This window comes from Halomonas huangheensis, from assembly GCF_001431725.1.
Lineage (GTDB): Bacteria > Pseudomonadota > Gammaproteobacteria > Pseudomonadales > Halomonadaceae > Halomonas > Halomonas huangheensis.
The window spans coordinates 2,468,743-2,483,483 of sequence record NZ_CP013106.1 but is presented as its reverse complement, the minus strand read 5'-3'; the positions used below and the strand labels follow the sequence as shown (position 1 = coordinate 2,483,483).

Sequence of the window (14,741 nt, the reverse complement as noted above, 5' to 3'; positions counted from 1 at the left end):
GTAGTGCTGTCATGAGTGCTGTCATGATGGCGACAACTGACCTGGGCAACGTCTCAGGTCAGTTGCTCCAGCTCGGTGATCAGTTTCAGGGCCTCATCGCGGGAGTCGCCGCACAGCTCAGCATCGAAGTCGAAGGCCAGACAGACCTGAGGTCGCCTGGCGTCTCCGAACAATTGACACAGGTTGTCGTCGTCGAGTTGAACACAGCGCACACCGGCGGGTTTGCCCTGAGGCATACCCGGTATCGGTGAGCTGATCGAAGGCGCGATACAGCATGCGCCACAACCCGGACGGCAACCCGCATGCGGTGCTGTCATGCTTCCCGTGCCAGTTGCTCAGGGGCGATTTCGTAGCAGGCTCCCTTGTCGATTCCCTCGAAGGCGTGCAACTGGGTGGCGACGCCAGTGGCTCGAGTAATCTCGCGGGTTAACCAGATCGCAATGTTTTCGACGGTGGTGGCGCTGGCCAGTACTCGGCAGCGCTCACGTGGCAGTGTCAGATGGAACTGCCCTTGAGCGGAACGGTATGCCGTGCTCAGAGTTGCGTCGCGCGCCCCTCCTTCGGCGACAATGTCCTCGGCGCTGACCAGATAACTGTTGTCCAGCCAGGCGGCGTAATGGCTTTCGAGGTGAGGTTGGCGCTCGCCATTCTGAAAGATTGTCAGTCGTGAGCGATGGCCATGAGCGATGCGCTGGCAATTGCCGGCATGGCGCTTGAGGCCATGGCTGTAGCGATAGCTGGCGCCATCAATGACTTCTTCACGTAAACGCAGAACGATACGCTCGACACGTTCCGGAAAACGGCGACCAAGGCTCTGGGTCAGGTGCTCGGCCAGGTTGTCCGTATCAATGCGCGTGCAGGGCAGGATGGTGAATGCCTGGCGAGGACCGCGCACTTCCATGGGATAAGGCGTTTTCATACGGATACGCATGCCTTCGGGGCAGTCGCTGATATCGACGCCTGGTGCCTTGCCCGGCACCAGCAGCGTGTGGTCGGCCCCCGCGTCGATGCGCGATTTGATCCAGGGTTTTACCTCGCCGAAGTCGAACAGCATGCCGTCCTCACCAAGCTCACCGAACAGTTCGGCATCAAGGTGCCAGCTCGCGCCGACCAGCCCCTTGTCCGGGCACCACAGCGATACATCAAGGTGAGTCAGTTGATTGACAAATAGTGACATCATGCGATCCCCGCGATCTTGTGAGTCTGCAGCGAAAATCGCCAGAGAGGATTGGACAGACAGTATTCCAGAGTTGCCTGCATCGGACTCTCCGTGGTTGGAATGTGGTGCTCAGGCACGTGACTGATATCCATGGGCTGCAACAGGAAGTGGTCAAACTCGAGTCCGGAAAAGCGTGCGGGTGCCAGGTCTCGCTGGGGATAGACCAGCTTGAGTTCATTGCCATATGTCTGGGCCAGAGGTGCATCGCCCTTGGGGCTGACGCAGATCCAATCGATGCCGGGTGGCGCTGGCAAGGTGCCATTGGTTTCGACCGCTACTTCAAAGCCCCGCTGGTGCATGGCATCGATCAAGGCTGCGTCCAATTGCAGCAGCGGCTCACCACCGGTAAACACCACATAGGGCACCGAGCCTGATGCTCCCACAGGAAACGGCCATAGTTCGACGATATGGTCAGCCAGGCTGGCGGCGTCGGAAAAGCGACCACCGCCCTGGCCATCGGTGCCGACGAAATCGGTATCGCAGAAGCGACACTGGGCACGCTCACGGTCCTGCTCGCGTCCGGACCATAGATTGCAGCCGCTGAAGCGACAGAACACGCTGGCACGCCCCGCCTGTATGCCTTCTCCCTGCAGGGTATAGAAGGCTTCCTTGACGCTATACATGGGAGGTATCCGCGTAGTTCAGTGGATCCTTGATCCCGTGGGCGGCAAAGGCGGCGAGGCGTTCGCGACAACTGCCACAGCGGCCACAGGCCAGTTCCTCGCCGACATAGCAGGTCCAGGTGTTGGCGTAATCGAGACCCATGGCCAGACCGTCGGCAAGGATCTGTTCCTTATTGGCGTTCAGGTAGGGTGCATGGATCTCGACCGGCGAGAAGTTGGCAATTGCTGCGACGTCGTTCATCGCCTCGACGAAGGCGGGCCGGCAGTCAGGGTAGAGTACATGGTCACCACCATGCGCACCGTAGGCCACGCGGCCAGCGCCGACATTGACCGCCTTGGCGATTGCCAGCGACAGCAGGATCATATTGCGGTTGGGGACTACCGTGGCAGTCAGGTTGTCCTCCGCGTAGTCGTCATCGGGCATCGGTCGTGAGTCATCAGTCAACGCAGAGTTGTCGATCAGGCCATGAATGGCGGTGATATCGACCACCTGGTGCGCGACCCTCAGCTCTTCGCAGACGCGGCGGGCGACATCGAGCTCCCTGGAGTGGCGTTGGCCATAATGGAAGGAGAGCGCGTGGACATTGCGGGTTTCGCGCAGTACGCGATGCAGGACAGTGTAGGAGTCCATGCCACCGGAGTAGACGACAACGGTGGCGTTACTGGAATCAGTCATGAGAGTACTCGAATTCGGAGAATTTGGGGGTCCAGAAGCTCCATGGTGAAAGCATCTGGCCTGCCGGGGTCCGGTCCGGCTGCGCAAGGGTACCTAATTGGGGTGCTGCTGACCAGTCGTGGAAATGTAGGGTGTGGCTGTGAGGCAGGTCAATATCATTACAGTTGTAACGTGGAAGAATACTCGGTTGCCTTGGTCACAACTGGTATTTTTCCATGCAAGCTCCCGAGCTACTGTCTCCCGCTGGTACTTTCAAGAACATGACTTATGCGTTTGCCTACGGCGCAGATGCGGTATATGCCGGTCAGCCACGTTATTCGCTGCGCGTACGCAACAACGATTTCCGCGTCGATAACCTGCATCGCGGGATTGCCTATGCGCACGAGCGAGGCAAGCACTTCTACATTGCCTCCAATATCGCTCCTCACAACAGCAAGCTGAAGACCTATCTGCGTGATATGGAACCGGTCATCGAGGCCGGACCGGATGCGCTTATCATGTCGGACCCCGGCTTGATCATGATGGTGCGCGAACGCTGGCCGGAGCAGGTTATCCACCTGTCGGTACAGGCCAACGTTGTCAACTACGCGGCCGCGCGCTTCTGGCAACAGCAGGGTATCAAGCGCATCATTCTGTCGCGGGAGCTGTCGCTGGAAGAGATAGCTGAGTTCCGCGAACAATGCCCGGATCTCGAGATCGAGACCTTTGTCCACGGTGCGCTGTGCATTGCCTATTCCGGGCGCTGTCTGTTGTCCGGCTACTTCAACCACCGCGACCCCAACCAGGGCACCTGCACCAATGCCTGTCGTTGGCAATACGACGTACATGCTGCAAAAAGCGATGCCTCGGGTGAGCTGATTGCCTCTGCCGGCGCTGATGTCTCCGGGGGCTGGACACCGGGGGACAGTATTCCCACGGTGGGAGGCCGCGAGGGCCAGCAGACGCTGGCAGCACTGATCGAGGATCGTACGCGTCCCGGTGAGTTGATGCCAGTGCATGAGGATGAGCACGGTACCTACATCATGAACTCGCGGGACCTACGTGCAGTGCAGCATGTTCCGCGGCTTGCGACGATGGGGGTCAGCTCATTCAAGATCGAGGGGCGCACCAAGTCGCACTACTATGTGGCGCGTACTGCGCAGGTCTACCGTCGTGCGATTGATGATGCGGTCGCGGGGCGGCCTTTCGACATGCAACTGATGGATGAGTTGGAAAACCTCGCCAACCGCGGTTATACCGAAGGTTTCTATCGTCGCCATATCCACGACGAGTACCAGAACTACGAGCGCGGTCATTCGGTGGGAGTGCATCAGCAGTTTGTCGGCGAAGTCATCGATATTGTTAACACAAGGCATATGCTGGAAATTGATGTGCGCAATCGCTTTGCAGTGGGCGATTCCGTTGAGCTGATGACCCCCGCGGGGAATCGGCGTTTCACCATCGCTCATCTGGAGAATCGTAGTGGTCAGTCGATTGACGTGGCGCCGGGCTCGGGGCATGTGGTGCGGTTGGCTCTGGAAGGTGAGACGATGGATGCCGAACAGCTGAAGTTTGCCTTGCTGATGCGTGACTTGTCGTGAGTCACAGGGTGAAATGGGCCTGGAGGGGTACCGTGTGCCAGCCTCTCTTTACTTTGTGCCTGTGAAACCTGATCATCGAGTTATTCACGGGTTAATATGTCAATTGATCAGGAACTTACTGAAATCACCCCGGGATTCGTCATACACGTCTGGCCAGGAGATTGAATGGCGACCGTCGAACACAGTGCGACTCTACCCGCCACACCAGAGCAGGTATTTGACCTTCTCGAACGGGTTGAGGACTTTGCCGACTATTCGGACCTGATCACGGCTATCGAGGCTCAGGGTAATGAGCACTATCGCTGGTACGTGCATGCGATCGGGGTCGACTGGACCTTCGACGTCAAGGTCACAGAGAAGGTTCGGCCCAGTGTTCTGGCGTGGCATTCGGTGGATGGTGTCAGTAACCAGGGGCGCTACGAGTTGGAGGCCGTTCCTGAGGGCACCAGAGTCAAACTTATCCTCGAATACGAAATCCGCAACCGTCTGGTCGCCCGTGCCGTCCAGCGCGCTGCAAAGCCGCTGGTTGGCAAGGTGAGTAGCCAGATCCTGCACAGAGTGGAAGAGCGGCTCAAGGGGCAATACTGAATGAGCTATAAGCTATATAAGAGGGAAGAGGGAAGAGGGAAGCAATCCCCCGAAGCTGGATTCCTGTCTGTGAGAGCTGCAGGATAGGAGCCTGGAAATAAAGATATTGGTCTGCTCATGGCCCGCAGCTCAAGGCTTGCTGCTTTATATCCTCACGCTTTTCTCATCGACACATCCAGGTGGTCGACGACTTCGGCCCAGTCGGCATCTTCTTCAATCGCTTCGCGTAGAAACTCGGCCTGGCCTTCGTTCCAGCATGGAGCATTGGGTAATTCCATGTCGGCAGGCAGGGGGGAATTATGTTCGATAAAGCGCTTGATGGAAGCAGCGTCGGACGCGAGTCCGAGCTGCTCGAAGAGTTCGCTGAAGGCGTGATCGGGGTGTTCCATCCTGTTGTTCTCCTCACATTATTACGGTCCGGGTCCTCACCCGAGCATATACCGCAATTGAGGTTTCTGCCCGCAGGTCTGCTCGACTGTCAGTTGCGCTCACCTACCAGACTGGTATGGAAAAGCCGCTGACGATCAGTTTCTTCAAGTGGTTGAGCCACGAGGTGTAACAGCTTGGTCCACGCGGCTTCCGGTGTCATGTCATCACCGGATACCACGCCTGCCGCATTGAGCATCTGTCCTGCAGCATAGTGGCCAATCTTGATGGTGCCGTACGGACACTGACTGATCGCTACCACCAGTTTTCCCTGGCCGGTAGCTTCGGCGAGCACCGCAGCCATTTCGATGTCTTCGGGAATATTACCGCCTCCCCAGACCTCGATCAGCGCACCTGCGACCAGAGGATCACTCAGCCATTGCTCGACCCGATGGGCGCTGATGCCAGGCCATAATGTAATGCGTACCACCCGCTCCTCGAGGCCGGTATAGTCCGGCAGCTCGAAGCGTGGAGCGCCACGTTGGCTGGCCTCGAGTCCACGGCTTTCAAACAGCACGATATCGTCGCCCTTGCGCTCACCGAGCGGAGCCAGGTTGGGGCTGGAGAAGGCGTTGCGATCCGTGGTGTGCCATTTGCGGGCCCGGCTGCCTCGCAGTAGCTGGCCGTTCATGCACAGCGCGACCTCCTGCAGGCCTGGCATAGCGGCATAGCGCAGTGCGGTTTCGAGGTTGTAGAGCGCATCGCTGTCTGCGGCTTCCAGTGGTTGCATGGAGCCGGTAAGGACCAGAGGACGATCGATGCCCTGTAACTGGAAGGCGAGGCTGGCAGCCGTCCAGGCCATGGTGTCGGTGCCATGCAGCACCAGAATGCCCGCGTAATCACGATAGCACTCGGCGATTTCCCGGGCGAGGTTCGACCAGTCACCGGGACGCGCGCTACTGGAGTCGATCAAGCGCGACGTTTCTCGCCATTCGAAGTGGTGCAACTGAGCCTGTCGCTGAGGCGGTAGCGTTGCCAATGCACGCCGAACTCTGGCCTCCATGTCATCACCGGGCGCCAGACCGTTGTCTGTCTCGACCATACCGATGGTGCCGCCGGTGTAGAGGATAAGCAGAGGGGCATTGTGGGAATGGGGCATGGTGCGATCCAGTCTCCTGGCGATGGGCTGTTATCGGAAGTGGGTTCGTGAGTGCCGTATCAGCGTACTGGTGCTGGTAGCGTCGTCAAGCCGCCGCTCTCGGTGAAAGCCAGTTGCCTGGCGCGTCCGGCAAACCAGGCGCAAAGAGCAGCAACTGTCGCGATAGCCATCAACAGCCAGGCAACGGCAGCGGTGCTGACTTGCATTTCCAGCATGATGCCAACGCCAAGCGGACCGAGTGATGCCAGGGCATAGCCGCCCCCCTGAGCAAGCCCTGATAGGCGCCCGGCGAGACGTGCATCCGAGGTACGCAGCACAATCAGCGTCAGAGCCAGACTGAAGCTACCGCCCTGGCCGAGGCCAAGCAGGGTAACGCCAAGCCAGCGTAGGCTGCTATCGGCCATCAACAACAGCCATAGTCCGGCCATTGAGAAGCTCAGGACCAGCAATAGAGCGGGGCGTTGGTCGCGACCGAGGCGAGCCAGCCACGGAGCGGCAAGTGCTGAAATGAGCTGGATCATGACTGACAACCCCATCAGCCAGCCTGCCTCGGCCTCGCCGTAGCCGCGATTGACCAGCAGCGTAGGAAGCCAGCCGAATACGATATAGGCCAATGAAGATTGCGAGCCCATCAGTAGCGTCACCTGCCACGCCAACGGTTGACGCAGCAGGCCGAGAGTTGCGCCAGTGCCGGTCTGGCCGAGCTGGTGCTTGAGTGGCGCTGTGCGAGGCATGGCCACCTCCCAGGCGATCAGCGCGATGATCGCCAGCAATGACCATGCCGCCAGGCTGCGTGGCCAGCCGCCAAGGCTTTCAGCAAGCGGGATCGATAGTGCGGCGCCGAGCGCACCACCAAGGCATAGCGCCATGGTATAGACGCCGGTCATGAGGTCTGCACCCTTGGGGAGTTCGCGCTTCACCAGCGCCGGTAGCAGCGATCCGGCTACACCGATACCGGCACCCACCAGCAACGTTCCGATGAACAGTGCGGCGGGAGCTTGCCACCAACGCACCAGCAGGCCAGAGGCAATGACCAGCAGGGCAATGCTCAGCGCGCGCTCCGGCCCGTACTGGCGAGCCAGGCGGGGTGCCATGGGGGCGAACAGCCCCAGGCAGAGTACCGGTAGTGTGGTCAGGGCGCCGATGGCCAGTGGGGTCAGGCCAGTATCCTGCTGGACACGATGTAACAGCGGAGCGAGTGAAGACAGCGCGGGTCGCAGGTTGAGGCCGACCAGTACCATCAGCAGAAGAAATCGCCACGGAAGTTTCGAGAAGGTCATGAGCTTGTCTGCCGTGTCTGGCCGGACCCTCGCCGGGTCCAGCCATTGGCGTTACGGGATGTCAGTCGAGATGGCGACGCATGTCACCACGTACCTGATCGGAGAAGGTCAGGAATTGCACCTGACGATCACCATCGATACGGTCAACGCGCACTGCGGTGGCCATGCCTTTCTCGACCAGTAGTTGGTCGTAGATCTCGAGGGTGACTTTCTCGGCGGGAGTCTTGCCTGGCTCCAACTGGCCGTTGGCCAGTTGGAAGGTTTCGAGCAATGTTGCGCGGACCCGGGTGGAGCCACCTTCGGCGAGCACTCGGCGGACGAATAACCAACCTTCGCAGGTCAGTGCGGCATCTTCATGGCTGCGCAGATAGATGGTGCGGTAGAAGGCACCTTCCTCGGCGCCTTTTTCGGCCATGGCGCGGTACGCCTCGGTCATGCGAGTTGCCGAGACGCGCGACTCGTCGATCTTGCGGCGGGCGGCGCGGTGCTCAGTGTCCAGTTGAGCCTGGCGCTGGAAGGCTCGCCAGCGACGGTATTCGTTGATCATCTCTTGAGAAGCCATGGTGCTGTTCCTCATCGGTACGAATGGATGATTGGCGACGGCATTACGCCTGGCGCGTCCGTGTGCTGTTGCGACGACGGCGGCGAGGAGCTGCGGCGTCGCCATTGCCACGGTTTCCGCCGTTGCTGTCTCGGTTGCCGCCATTGCTGCGGCTACCACGGTTCCCGTCGTTGCCACGGCTGTCGCTGTTACCGCGGTTACTGCTGTTGCTGCGGTTGCCGTTGTTGGCTCGAGCCTGTCCGTTACCGGAACTGCTCCGTGCCCCATCCTTTGACCGGCTGCCACCACGGCCGCGACCATTACGGCCATTCTCGATCGGCTCGGGGCGTGCATTGGGATCAGGTTCAAAGCCCGGTTCGATATGCTTCTCAAGATCCCGCTTGATCAGGCGTTCGATGTTCTTCAGCAAACCGTGTTCATCGACACAGACCAGAGATACCGCCAGGCCTTCCTTGCCGGCGCGGCCGGTACGCCCAATACGGTGGACATAATCCTCGGCAACGTTGGGCAGTTCGAAGTTCACCACGTGGGGCAGTTCGTTGATATCAAGGCCACGTGCAGCGATGTCGGTGGCAACCAGTACCTGCAATTGTCCGGACTTGAAGGCATCCAGCGCACGGGTACGAGCCGACTGGCTCTTGTTGCCGTGAATTGCCATCGCCGGAATGTCGCTCTTGCCGAGGTGCTCGGCGAGGCGGTTGGCACCATGTTTGGTTCTGGTGAACACCAGTACCTGGAACCATTGCTGTGAACTGATCAGATGTGACAGCAGCTCGCGTTTACGCTCGCGGTCGACACGATACACTGCCTGGTCGACTTTCTCGGCGGTGGTATTGCGACGTGCAACCTCGACCTTCGCCGGATTGTCGAGCAGTCCTTCGGCGAGGCGTTGGATCTCATTGGAGAAGGTCGCAGAGAACAGCAGGTTCTGACGCTTCTCGGGAAGCAGCTTCAGCACGCGTCGAATATCGTGGATAAAGCCCATGTCGAGCATGCGGTCGGCTTCATCGAGCACGAGGATCTCGACGCGGCTCAGGTCTATGTGGCGTTGTTGGTGCAGATCGAGCAGGCGCCCGGGAGTGGCGACCAGAATGTCGAGCCCGGGACGCACGGCGTCGATCTGAGGTTGTTGGCCGACACCGCCGAAAATGACATGGCTGGTAAGAGACAGGTGGCGACCATATTCACGTACGCTCTCGCCGACCTGCGCGGCAAGCTCACGGGTTGGGGTGAGCACCAGGGCACGCACCTGGCGTGCACGGGGGCGTTGGCCCCCGCTGAGGCGTTGCAGCAGGGGGAGTGTAAATCCTGCTGTCTTGCCGGTGCCTGTCTGGGCACTGGCCAGTAGATCGCGTCCTTCAAGGACAAGCGGAATCGCCTGGCGCTGGATAGGGGTAGGGGATTGGTAGCCTTGCGCCTCGATGGCACGCAGCAATTCGGCACGCAGGCCGAGATCGGAAAAACTCATGCAAGCTCCAGCTCGCACGCACTCGCTTGACGTCATGGAGTGACGTCGGTCCCTGGCAAGGCGTGAGGAAAGATCGATGACCGCTGCGGCTGGGGGACCCCCGAAAATCCGCAGCGTGCATGATGACAGATTTGCGCGTTCGGCGCAGCAGGGGAAAACGTCAGCAAAGGAGGAACCCATCCTGCGTTCGGTATGTTTACCCGATGGGTTCCCGTCTGCCTTGCGTCATTGCGCATGGAAGCATGCTCCACGCCAATTCGTCTGATCTCAGCGAGAAGAGGAGTGAAAGCCTGCTGTGATCTCGTCGGCGACCTCGTCCCAGCTACGGCCGAGCGCGCGGACCAGCGCAGGATAGCCATCCTGGTTGAGCGTCACTTCGGCGTTGAAGGGCGCGTAGGATTGCACCTTGCCATCGCCTCCGCGCAGAATCCATTGCCCTGAGGCAACAGCTGCGCCGTCATAGCGTCCCTGGAAGCTGTCCACGCTGAGTTCAAGCGTCACTGCATCGCGGCGACTGTTGCCCTGACTAAGCAGGACCTGGGTGCTGGGTAGACGATGTGCCAGGCGCTCGCGCATGCCACGTTCGAGCTGTTGGGGCAGCGGCGCGGCCCAAAGGTTGGTTGTGGCTGCATTCAGTGTGATGTCATCCAATTGCAGGACGATACCTTCCTGGTCGAGATGTTTGGCCACTAGCGGTCGCGCTATCAGTAACGTGGTGTCGTGCGTAGCCGGAAGCGTTGCGTCTGCGCTGCCGGCATCCGCCGGCAGCATGTAGTTGGTGGTCTCGACGCCACTGCTGGCACAACCGGTCAGCAACAGGGTTGCCATGATAACGCCGAATTTGCTGGCCAGACCTGGAAAGCTTACCAGGTCAGACGTCCATATTGACCTCATGGGTTGCTCCTTGCAGCAGGGGCGCGTGGGATCGGGTCCACGCCATCAATGCTATCGAACAGTAGCGAGCGCGGATCATTGCTGATCTTCTGCGCGGCGGGCTGTAGATCACGCACCAGAGTTTCAACTTCGTCCAGAGTGCGGGTCAGGTCCTGGTAGGCGGCCGAGTTCGGACCCAGGCCTTCCAGAGTATGACGCAGTTCCTCGAGGGTCTGGTTGAGGTTCTGCGGCAGGTCGCGCGTCTCTGGGCTTCCCACCAGAGTATTCATGCTTTCCACCAGCTGGCGAGCCTGGCTCAGCATGCCTTCGGCAACATGCAGATTGCGATCCAATCCTGTCAGAATGGGTTCCACCTCCAACTGGTTGAGCTTGTCCAGCAGTGCGGTGATCTGCGATTGGATCTGTGCCAGACCTCCCGAGGAAATCGGGAAGACCGGGCGGTCAGCGAAGGTTTCGGCGGTGTACTCGCCCTTGAGTTCTGGATCAAGCTTCAGATCGACAAACAATGCGCCGGTCAGCAGGTTGCCGCTCTTGAGGTTGGCGCGTAGCCCTTCACCGAACAGTCGATCGAAGCGATCACGCCATTCACGCAGGTCCAGGGCATTGGCATCAAGGCCGAGTCGTTGAGGTTCAATACGGATCAGCACGGGAATGGCGAGCTGTTCGCGGTCGTCGGCCTGGGGGGTGCCGAAGTTCCAGGGGACTGCCGCTACTGTACCCATGCGCACGCCACGGAACTCTACGGGTGCGCCACGACTCAGGCCGCGCACGGTGTCTTCGACCATCAGGACATACTCGAGATAGCGGTTGAAGGTTCCCTGGCGCGCAGTTTCTTCATCGGCATACAGCTCGAAAGTGGCATTCTCGTCGGCGTCGGCACCAGCAGGAATATCTTCCGGAACGCCAAAGGTCACGCCGCCGCCGAGTAGGGCGTTGATCGACTCGACCTTGACGCGGAAGCCTTCAGAGCCGAGCTGGATATCCAGCCCACTGGCTGTCCAGAAGCGGGTATTTTCGGTCACCAGAGCGTTGTAGGGACTCTCGATGAAGACCTTGTGGTGCATGGTCTGTGTGTCGACATCGAAGGTCGCTTCCTCGACACGGCCGACGTTGACGCCCTGGAAGGTCACGGCATCACCAACACTCAGTGAGTTGCCTATCTGACTGACCAGATTGAGGCGCAGGCCTTCGGCACCGGGAGGCGCGACTGGCGGCTGGTCGTTGACCTCGAAGTCACGGGATTCAATTTCGCTCTGCCCGGGCTCGAGCTGAATGTAGGCACCAGACAGCACAGTACCCAGGCCGCTGATTCCCTCGCGATCGATGCGTGGCTTGACCACCCAGAAATGGCTGTCTTCGACCAGCATTTCGGTGGCTTCAGGCTCCATGCGTGCGCTGATCTCCACCTCGCTGAGGTCATCGCTCAGGCGTACCTCCGCGACCCTGCCAACCTGTACATTGCGGGTCTTGATCAGGGTTTTTCCGGCCTCGATCCCTTCAGCCGAAGGCAGGTGCAGAGTAATCTCCGGTCCGCGACTGGAATAGTTGTCATAGAGCAGCCAGGCGCCGATCAACAACGCCACGAATGGCACGATCCAAACCGGCGACAGACGCTTCTGGGGGGCGGCAGACGCGCGGTGCACGTCCTCCTGTGGCGTGGACTGTATGGGAGAGTCGCCTTCACTCATGAAGTTCTTCCTTGTTCATCAACGGGGGCAGCGGTGTCGTCGCCATGCTGTGGTCGGGAATCGAGGCCATCCCACAGCAGACGGGGATCAAAACTCATCGCGGCCAGCATGGTGACTATTACTACCCCGGAAAACGGTAGTGCGGCAGCACCCGGTGTTACCGACATCAGAGCTCCGGCATGAATCAGGGCACTGAGGATCGCAACTACGAATACATCGACCATTGACCAGCGACCAATCAGCTCAGTGAGGCGATAGAGTCTCGCGCGGGTCAAGGCGCGCATGTCCGCGGCGCGTGGCGCGACGAGACACAACCAGACCAGAGCCAGTAGCTTGCCTATTGGAACGATCACGCTGGCGACGAAGATCACGATCGCCACTGGCCAACTGCCGTGACTGGCCAGGTAGATAACCCCGCCAATGATGGTGTTGGGGCTCTCATCACCAAGCGTGGTGGTGTACATGATCGGGTATATGTTGGCAGGAATATACAACACTGCGGCCGTTGCCAGTAAAGCCCAGCAGCGTTGAAGGCTGGCCGGGCGTCGAACATGAAGCTTCTCACCACAGCGCTCACACGTGCCCGAGCCGTGTGCATTGATTCGCCCTACGAGGCCGCATACGGCACAACCGGTCAGCTTCTGGGACGCTGCGGTCTCTCCGGTACGTATGCCTTCTGGTGCCAAAGGCTCGCCACTCAAGGAGAACCACAGCCAATCAGTGTCCAGCGACAGAGTGGTGGCCAGCAGCAGCAGGGCATAGACGATAAACGACCAGAAGCCGATATCCAGGCCAACTTCTGCCAGCCCTGCAATCTTGATCAGGCTGACCATGGTCCCGACGATAAATACATCGGCCATCAACCAGGGCGCGACGTGGGACAGCGATCGGGCTATGCCATGACTCCAGGGGAGACGTTGGGGCAACATCAGGCTGAATTGCAGCCATACCACCGCAATCAGATATAGCCCGGGTAGGATAAACACTGCCAGCATGACTACCAGAGCGACGATGGGCTGATGATAGACAAGCAGCTCGGTGGCTGATTGAGTAACCTCTATCTCGTTGCCGATTCCCCTGGCACTGAAGCTGATGAAGGGAAATATCAGCGTGATAGCCAGCGCAATCAAGGCACTCAGCGCCAGGCTCATGCTGCGTTGGGCCGGGTATGCGTGACGTTTGACCAGAGTATGGCCACAACGGACACAGTCCGCCTGCTCTCCCGGTTTGAGTGGCGGCAATGCCATGACCCAGTCGCACTCATGACAGGCCCGCAGGCGCCGGCGTGTAGTGAGCTGCGTCTCCGGCGCGGGGTGATGCGTGATCTGAGTATTTCGAATGCGGTCGAGACGTCCGCGGACCTTGCTGGGCACTTTAGGGTCGATCCTCCAAGGCTCTGATTCGTCGAAAGGAAGTGTGGCACGTTGACGCGGGCGACACCATAGATAACCATGCAGCCCATTCTATCCTGGAGGAGTTGGTATGTTGCTTCCTGTGTTGGCAGTTATCGGTGGTCTGATCCTGTTGGTCTGGAGTGCTGAGCGCTTCGTAGGGGGCGCTGCTGCCACATCGGCAAAATTGGGGTTATCCCCGTTGTTGATTGGCATGCTGGTGATTGGCTTTGGTACTTCGGCTCCAGAATTGACGGTATCGGCGCTCGCTGCGAGTCAGGGAAATCCCGGGCTGGCGCTGGGTAACGCCTATGGTTCGAACATTGCCAACATCGGCTTGATTCTCGGCCTTGTTGCGTTGATTTCGCCGTTGGCGGTGCACTCCTCTGTGGTTCGTCGGGAATTGCCGGTACTCGGTGTTGCCACCCTGGCGTCGGCGGTGATGATGCTCGGCGGTGTCTTCGGGCGATGGGAAGGGACGCTGTTGCTGGTGGGGTTGGCTGCTTTCATGGCATTCAGTGTCATCAGTAGTATGCGCACACCACAGCCCGCAGAAGAGGATGCCCTGGCGGGTGATGCCATGGCCGAGGTCGAGTCTCGGGATATGACGCTGAAACAAGGCATCCTGTGGACACTGGTTGGTTTGGTATTACTGGTGGTCAGTTCGCGAGTGCTGGTGTGGGGCGCAGTGGATATTGCTCAGGCGTTGGGAGTCTCGGATCTGATAATCGGCCTGACCGTGGTAGCCGTAGGAACGTCACTGCCCGAGTTGGCATCAGCGTTGAGTGCGTTACGCCGTAATGAGCATGATCTTGTGCTCGGCAACGTGGTTGGCTCCAACCTTTTCAACACCCTTGGCGTCGTTGGTATCGCAGCACTCATCTCACCTATTGATGTAGATCAAGAAGTGCTGTTGCGTGACTGGAGCTTGATGGCCGCAATGACAATTCTGATGGCGGTGTTTGCCATGGGCTGGAAGGGGCGCGAGGGACGCATCAACCGCCTGGAAGGCGCAGCACTGCTGGCGATGTTCATCGGTTATACCGCCTATATGGTGTCACTGGTGATTACTCAGGGCGCTGGTCCAGTCTAATCATCGAGGCCTGTGGCAGAATGTCCTGCGACAATCCGGCCATGCGACAGCTTCGCTCGAGGCTTCTATCATGTTGAATGTGAACTGAATCGGCATAGCAAAGTAGTGTGGCGTGATCTTCCGCCAGGCAGGGCGGGGAGAGCGAGCTGTGCGG

General features: G+C 59.4%; 15 protein-coding genes. 3 read left to right on the top strand and 12 right to left on the bottom strand.

The window, feature by feature from the left end:
• Positions 1-53: 53 nt before the first annotated feature.
• From AR456_RS11015 to queC, 4 genes are read right to left on the bottom strand one after another with little or no spacing between them, the layout of a single operon-like run.
• Positions 54-317 (bottom strand): YkgJ family cysteine cluster protein, encoded by a 264-nt coding sequence (locus AR456_RS11015; protein WP_031206970.1) that lies wholly within the window; start codon positions 315-317, stop codon positions 54-56.
• Positions 314-1,177 carry a 6-pyruvoyl trahydropterin synthase family protein gene (locus AR456_RS11010; protein WP_021817338.1) on the bottom strand — a complete coding sequence of 288 codons (864 nt, stop codon included), beginning with the start codon at positions 1,175-1,177 and terminating at the stop codon, positions 314-316. The genes AR456_RS11015 and AR456_RS11010 overlap by 4 nt, the downstream gene beginning before the upstream one ends.
• On the bottom strand, positions 1,177-1,842 hold the full coding sequence (queE, locus tag AR456_RS11005) for a 7-carboxy-7-deazaguanine synthase (RefSeq protein ID WP_021817339.1): 666 nt from the start codon (positions 1,840-1,842) through the stop codon (positions 1,177-1,179). Before queE ends, AR456_RS11010 begins: the two co-directional genes overlap by 1 nt.
• Positions 1,835-2,518: a 7-cyano-7-deazaguanine synthase QueC gene (gene queC, locus AR456_RS11000; RefSeq protein ID WP_021817340.1), complete on the bottom strand. Its 684-nt coding sequence runs from the start codon at positions 2,516-2,518 to the stop codon at positions 1,835-1,837. The genes queE and queC overlap by 8 nt, the downstream gene beginning before the upstream one ends.
• A 215-nt stretch (positions 2,519-2,733) precedes the next feature.
• Here queC and trhP point away from each other — a divergent pair, with 215 nt between their 5' ends.
• Together trhP and AR456_RS10990 are read left to right on the top strand one after the other, a co-directional pair.
• On the top strand, positions 2,734-4,098 hold the full coding sequence (gene trhP, locus AR456_RS10995; RefSeq protein WP_021817341.1) for a prephenate-dependent tRNA uridine(34) hydroxylase TrhP: 1,365 nt from the start codon (positions 2,734-2,736) through the stop codon (positions 4,096-4,098).
• A 165-nt stretch (positions 4,099-4,263) separates the two neighbouring features.
• Entirely contained in the window at positions 4,264-4,686 is a 423-nt protein-coding gene (locus AR456_RS10990; RefSeq protein WP_021817342.1) for an SRPBCC family protein, read from the top strand.
• Between the two features lie 152 nt (positions 4,687-4,838).
• Here the strand turns inward: AR456_RS10990 and AR456_RS10985 are convergent, their stop codons facing one another.
• From AR456_RS10985 to AR456_RS10950, 8 genes are all read right to left on the bottom strand, one after another.
• A complete protein-coding gene (locus AR456_RS10985; RefSeq protein WP_021817343.1) occupies positions 4,839-5,075 on the bottom strand; it encodes a DUF2789 domain-containing protein in 237 nt (78 codons plus the stop codon).
• 89 nt (positions 5,076-5,164) lie between these two features.
• The gene (locus tag AR456_RS10980; RefSeq protein WP_021817344.1) at positions 5,165-6,211 is read right to left on the bottom strand and encodes an asparaginase; all 1,047 of its coding nucleotides are present in this window, start codon (positions 6,209-6,211) and stop codon (positions 5,165-5,167) included.
• Between the two features lie 59 nt (positions 6,212-6,270).
• Positions 6,271-7,491 carry a CynX/NimT family MFS transporter gene (locus AR456_RS10975; protein WP_021817345.1) on the bottom strand — a complete coding sequence of 407 codons (1,221 nt, stop codon included), beginning with the start codon at positions 7,489-7,491 and terminating at the stop codon, positions 6,271-6,273.
• Between the two features lie 61 nt (positions 7,492-7,552).
• On the bottom strand, positions 7,553-8,053 hold the full coding sequence (locus AR456_RS10970) for a hypothetical protein (RefSeq protein ID WP_021817346.1): 501 nt from the start codon (positions 8,051-8,053) through the stop codon (positions 7,553-7,555).
• A 43-nt stretch (positions 8,054-8,096) separates the two neighbouring features.
• Positions 8,097-9,521: a DEAD/DEAH box helicase gene (locus tag AR456_RS10965; RefSeq protein ID WP_021817347.1), complete on the bottom strand. Its 1,425-nt coding sequence runs from the start codon at positions 9,519-9,521 to the stop codon at positions 8,097-8,099.
• Positions 9,522-9,788: 267 nt separating this feature from the next.
• On the bottom strand, positions 9,789-10,415 hold the full coding sequence (locus tag AR456_RS10960) for a PqiC family protein (RefSeq protein WP_021817348.1): 627 nt from the start codon (positions 10,413-10,415) through the stop codon (positions 9,789-9,791).
• A complete protein-coding gene (gene pqiB / locus AR456_RS10955) occupies positions 10,412-12,103 on the bottom strand; it encodes an intermembrane transport protein PqiB (protein ID WP_021817349.1) in 1,692 nt (563 codons plus the stop codon). The genes AR456_RS10960 and pqiB overlap by 4 nt, the downstream gene beginning before the upstream one ends.
• Positions 12,100-13,476 carry a PqiA/YebS family transporter subunit gene (locus AR456_RS10950; RefSeq protein WP_081694559.1) on the bottom strand — a complete coding sequence of 459 codons (1,377 nt, stop codon included), beginning with the start codon at positions 13,474-13,476 and terminating at the stop codon, positions 12,100-12,102. Before AR456_RS10950 ends, pqiB begins: the two co-directional genes overlap by 4 nt.
• A 109-nt stretch (positions 13,477-13,585) precedes the next feature.
• Here AR456_RS10950 and AR456_RS10945 point away from each other — a divergent pair, with 109 nt between their 5' ends.
• Positions 13,586-14,587, top strand: a complete 1,002-nt coding sequence (locus AR456_RS10945) for a calcium/sodium antiporter (protein ID WP_021817351.1) — start codon at positions 13,586-13,588, stop codon at positions 14,585-14,587.
• Positions 14,588-14,741: the final 154 nt, after the last annotated feature.

Excerpts from the sequence above, each read along its gene's own strand:
- AR456_RS11015 (WP_031206970.1), bottom strand. The coding sequence starts at position 317 with ATGACAGCACCGCATGCGGGTTGCCGTCCGGGTTGTGGCGCATGCTGT.
- AR456_RS11010 (WP_021817338.1), bottom strand. The coding sequence starts at position 1,177 with ATGTCACTATTTGTCAATCAACTGACTCACCTTGATGTATCGCTGTGG.
- queE (WP_021817339.1), bottom strand. The coding sequence starts at position 1,842 with ATGTATAGCGTCAAGGAAGCCTTCTATACCCTGCAGGGAGAAGGCATA.
- queC (WP_021817340.1), bottom strand. The coding sequence starts at position 2,518 with ATGACTGATTCCAGTAACGCCACCGTTGTCGTCTACTCCGGTGGCATG.
- trhP (WP_021817341.1), top strand. The coding sequence starts at position 2,734 with ATGCAAGCTCCCGAGCTACTGTCTCCCGCTGGTACTTTCAAGAACATG.
- AR456_RS10990 (WP_021817342.1), top strand. The coding sequence starts at position 4,264 with ATGGCGACCGTCGAACACAGTGCGACTCTACCCGCCACACCAGAGCAG.
- AR456_RS10985 (WP_021817343.1), bottom strand. The coding sequence starts at position 5,075 with ATGGAACACCCCGATCACGCCTTCAGCGAACTCTTCGAGCAGCTCGGA.
- AR456_RS10980 (WP_021817344.1), bottom strand. The coding sequence starts at position 6,211 with ATGCCCCATTCCCACAATGCCCCTCTGCTTATCCTCTACACCGGCGGC.
- AR456_RS10975 (WP_021817345.1), bottom strand. The coding sequence starts at position 7,491 with ATGACCTTCTCGAAACTTCCGTGGCGATTTCTTCTGCTGATGGTACTG.
- AR456_RS10970 (WP_021817346.1), bottom strand. The coding sequence starts at position 8,053 with ATGGCTTCTCAAGAGATGATCAACGAATACCGTCGCTGGCGAGCCTTC.
- AR456_RS10965 (WP_021817347.1), bottom strand. The coding sequence starts at position 9,521 with ATGAGTTTTTCCGATCTCGGCCTGCGTGCCGAATTGCTGCGTGCCATC.
- AR456_RS10960 (WP_021817348.1), bottom strand. The coding sequence starts at position 10,415 with ATGAGGTCAATATGGACGTCTGACCTGGTAAGCTTTCCAGGTCTGGCC.
- pqiB (WP_021817349.1), bottom strand. The coding sequence starts at position 12,103 with ATGAGTGAAGGCGACTCTCCCATACAGTCCACGCCACAGGAGGACGTG.
- AR456_RS10945 (WP_021817351.1), top strand. The coding sequence starts at position 13,586 with ATGTTGCTTCCTGTGTTGGCAGTTATCGGTGGTCTGATCCTGTTGGTC.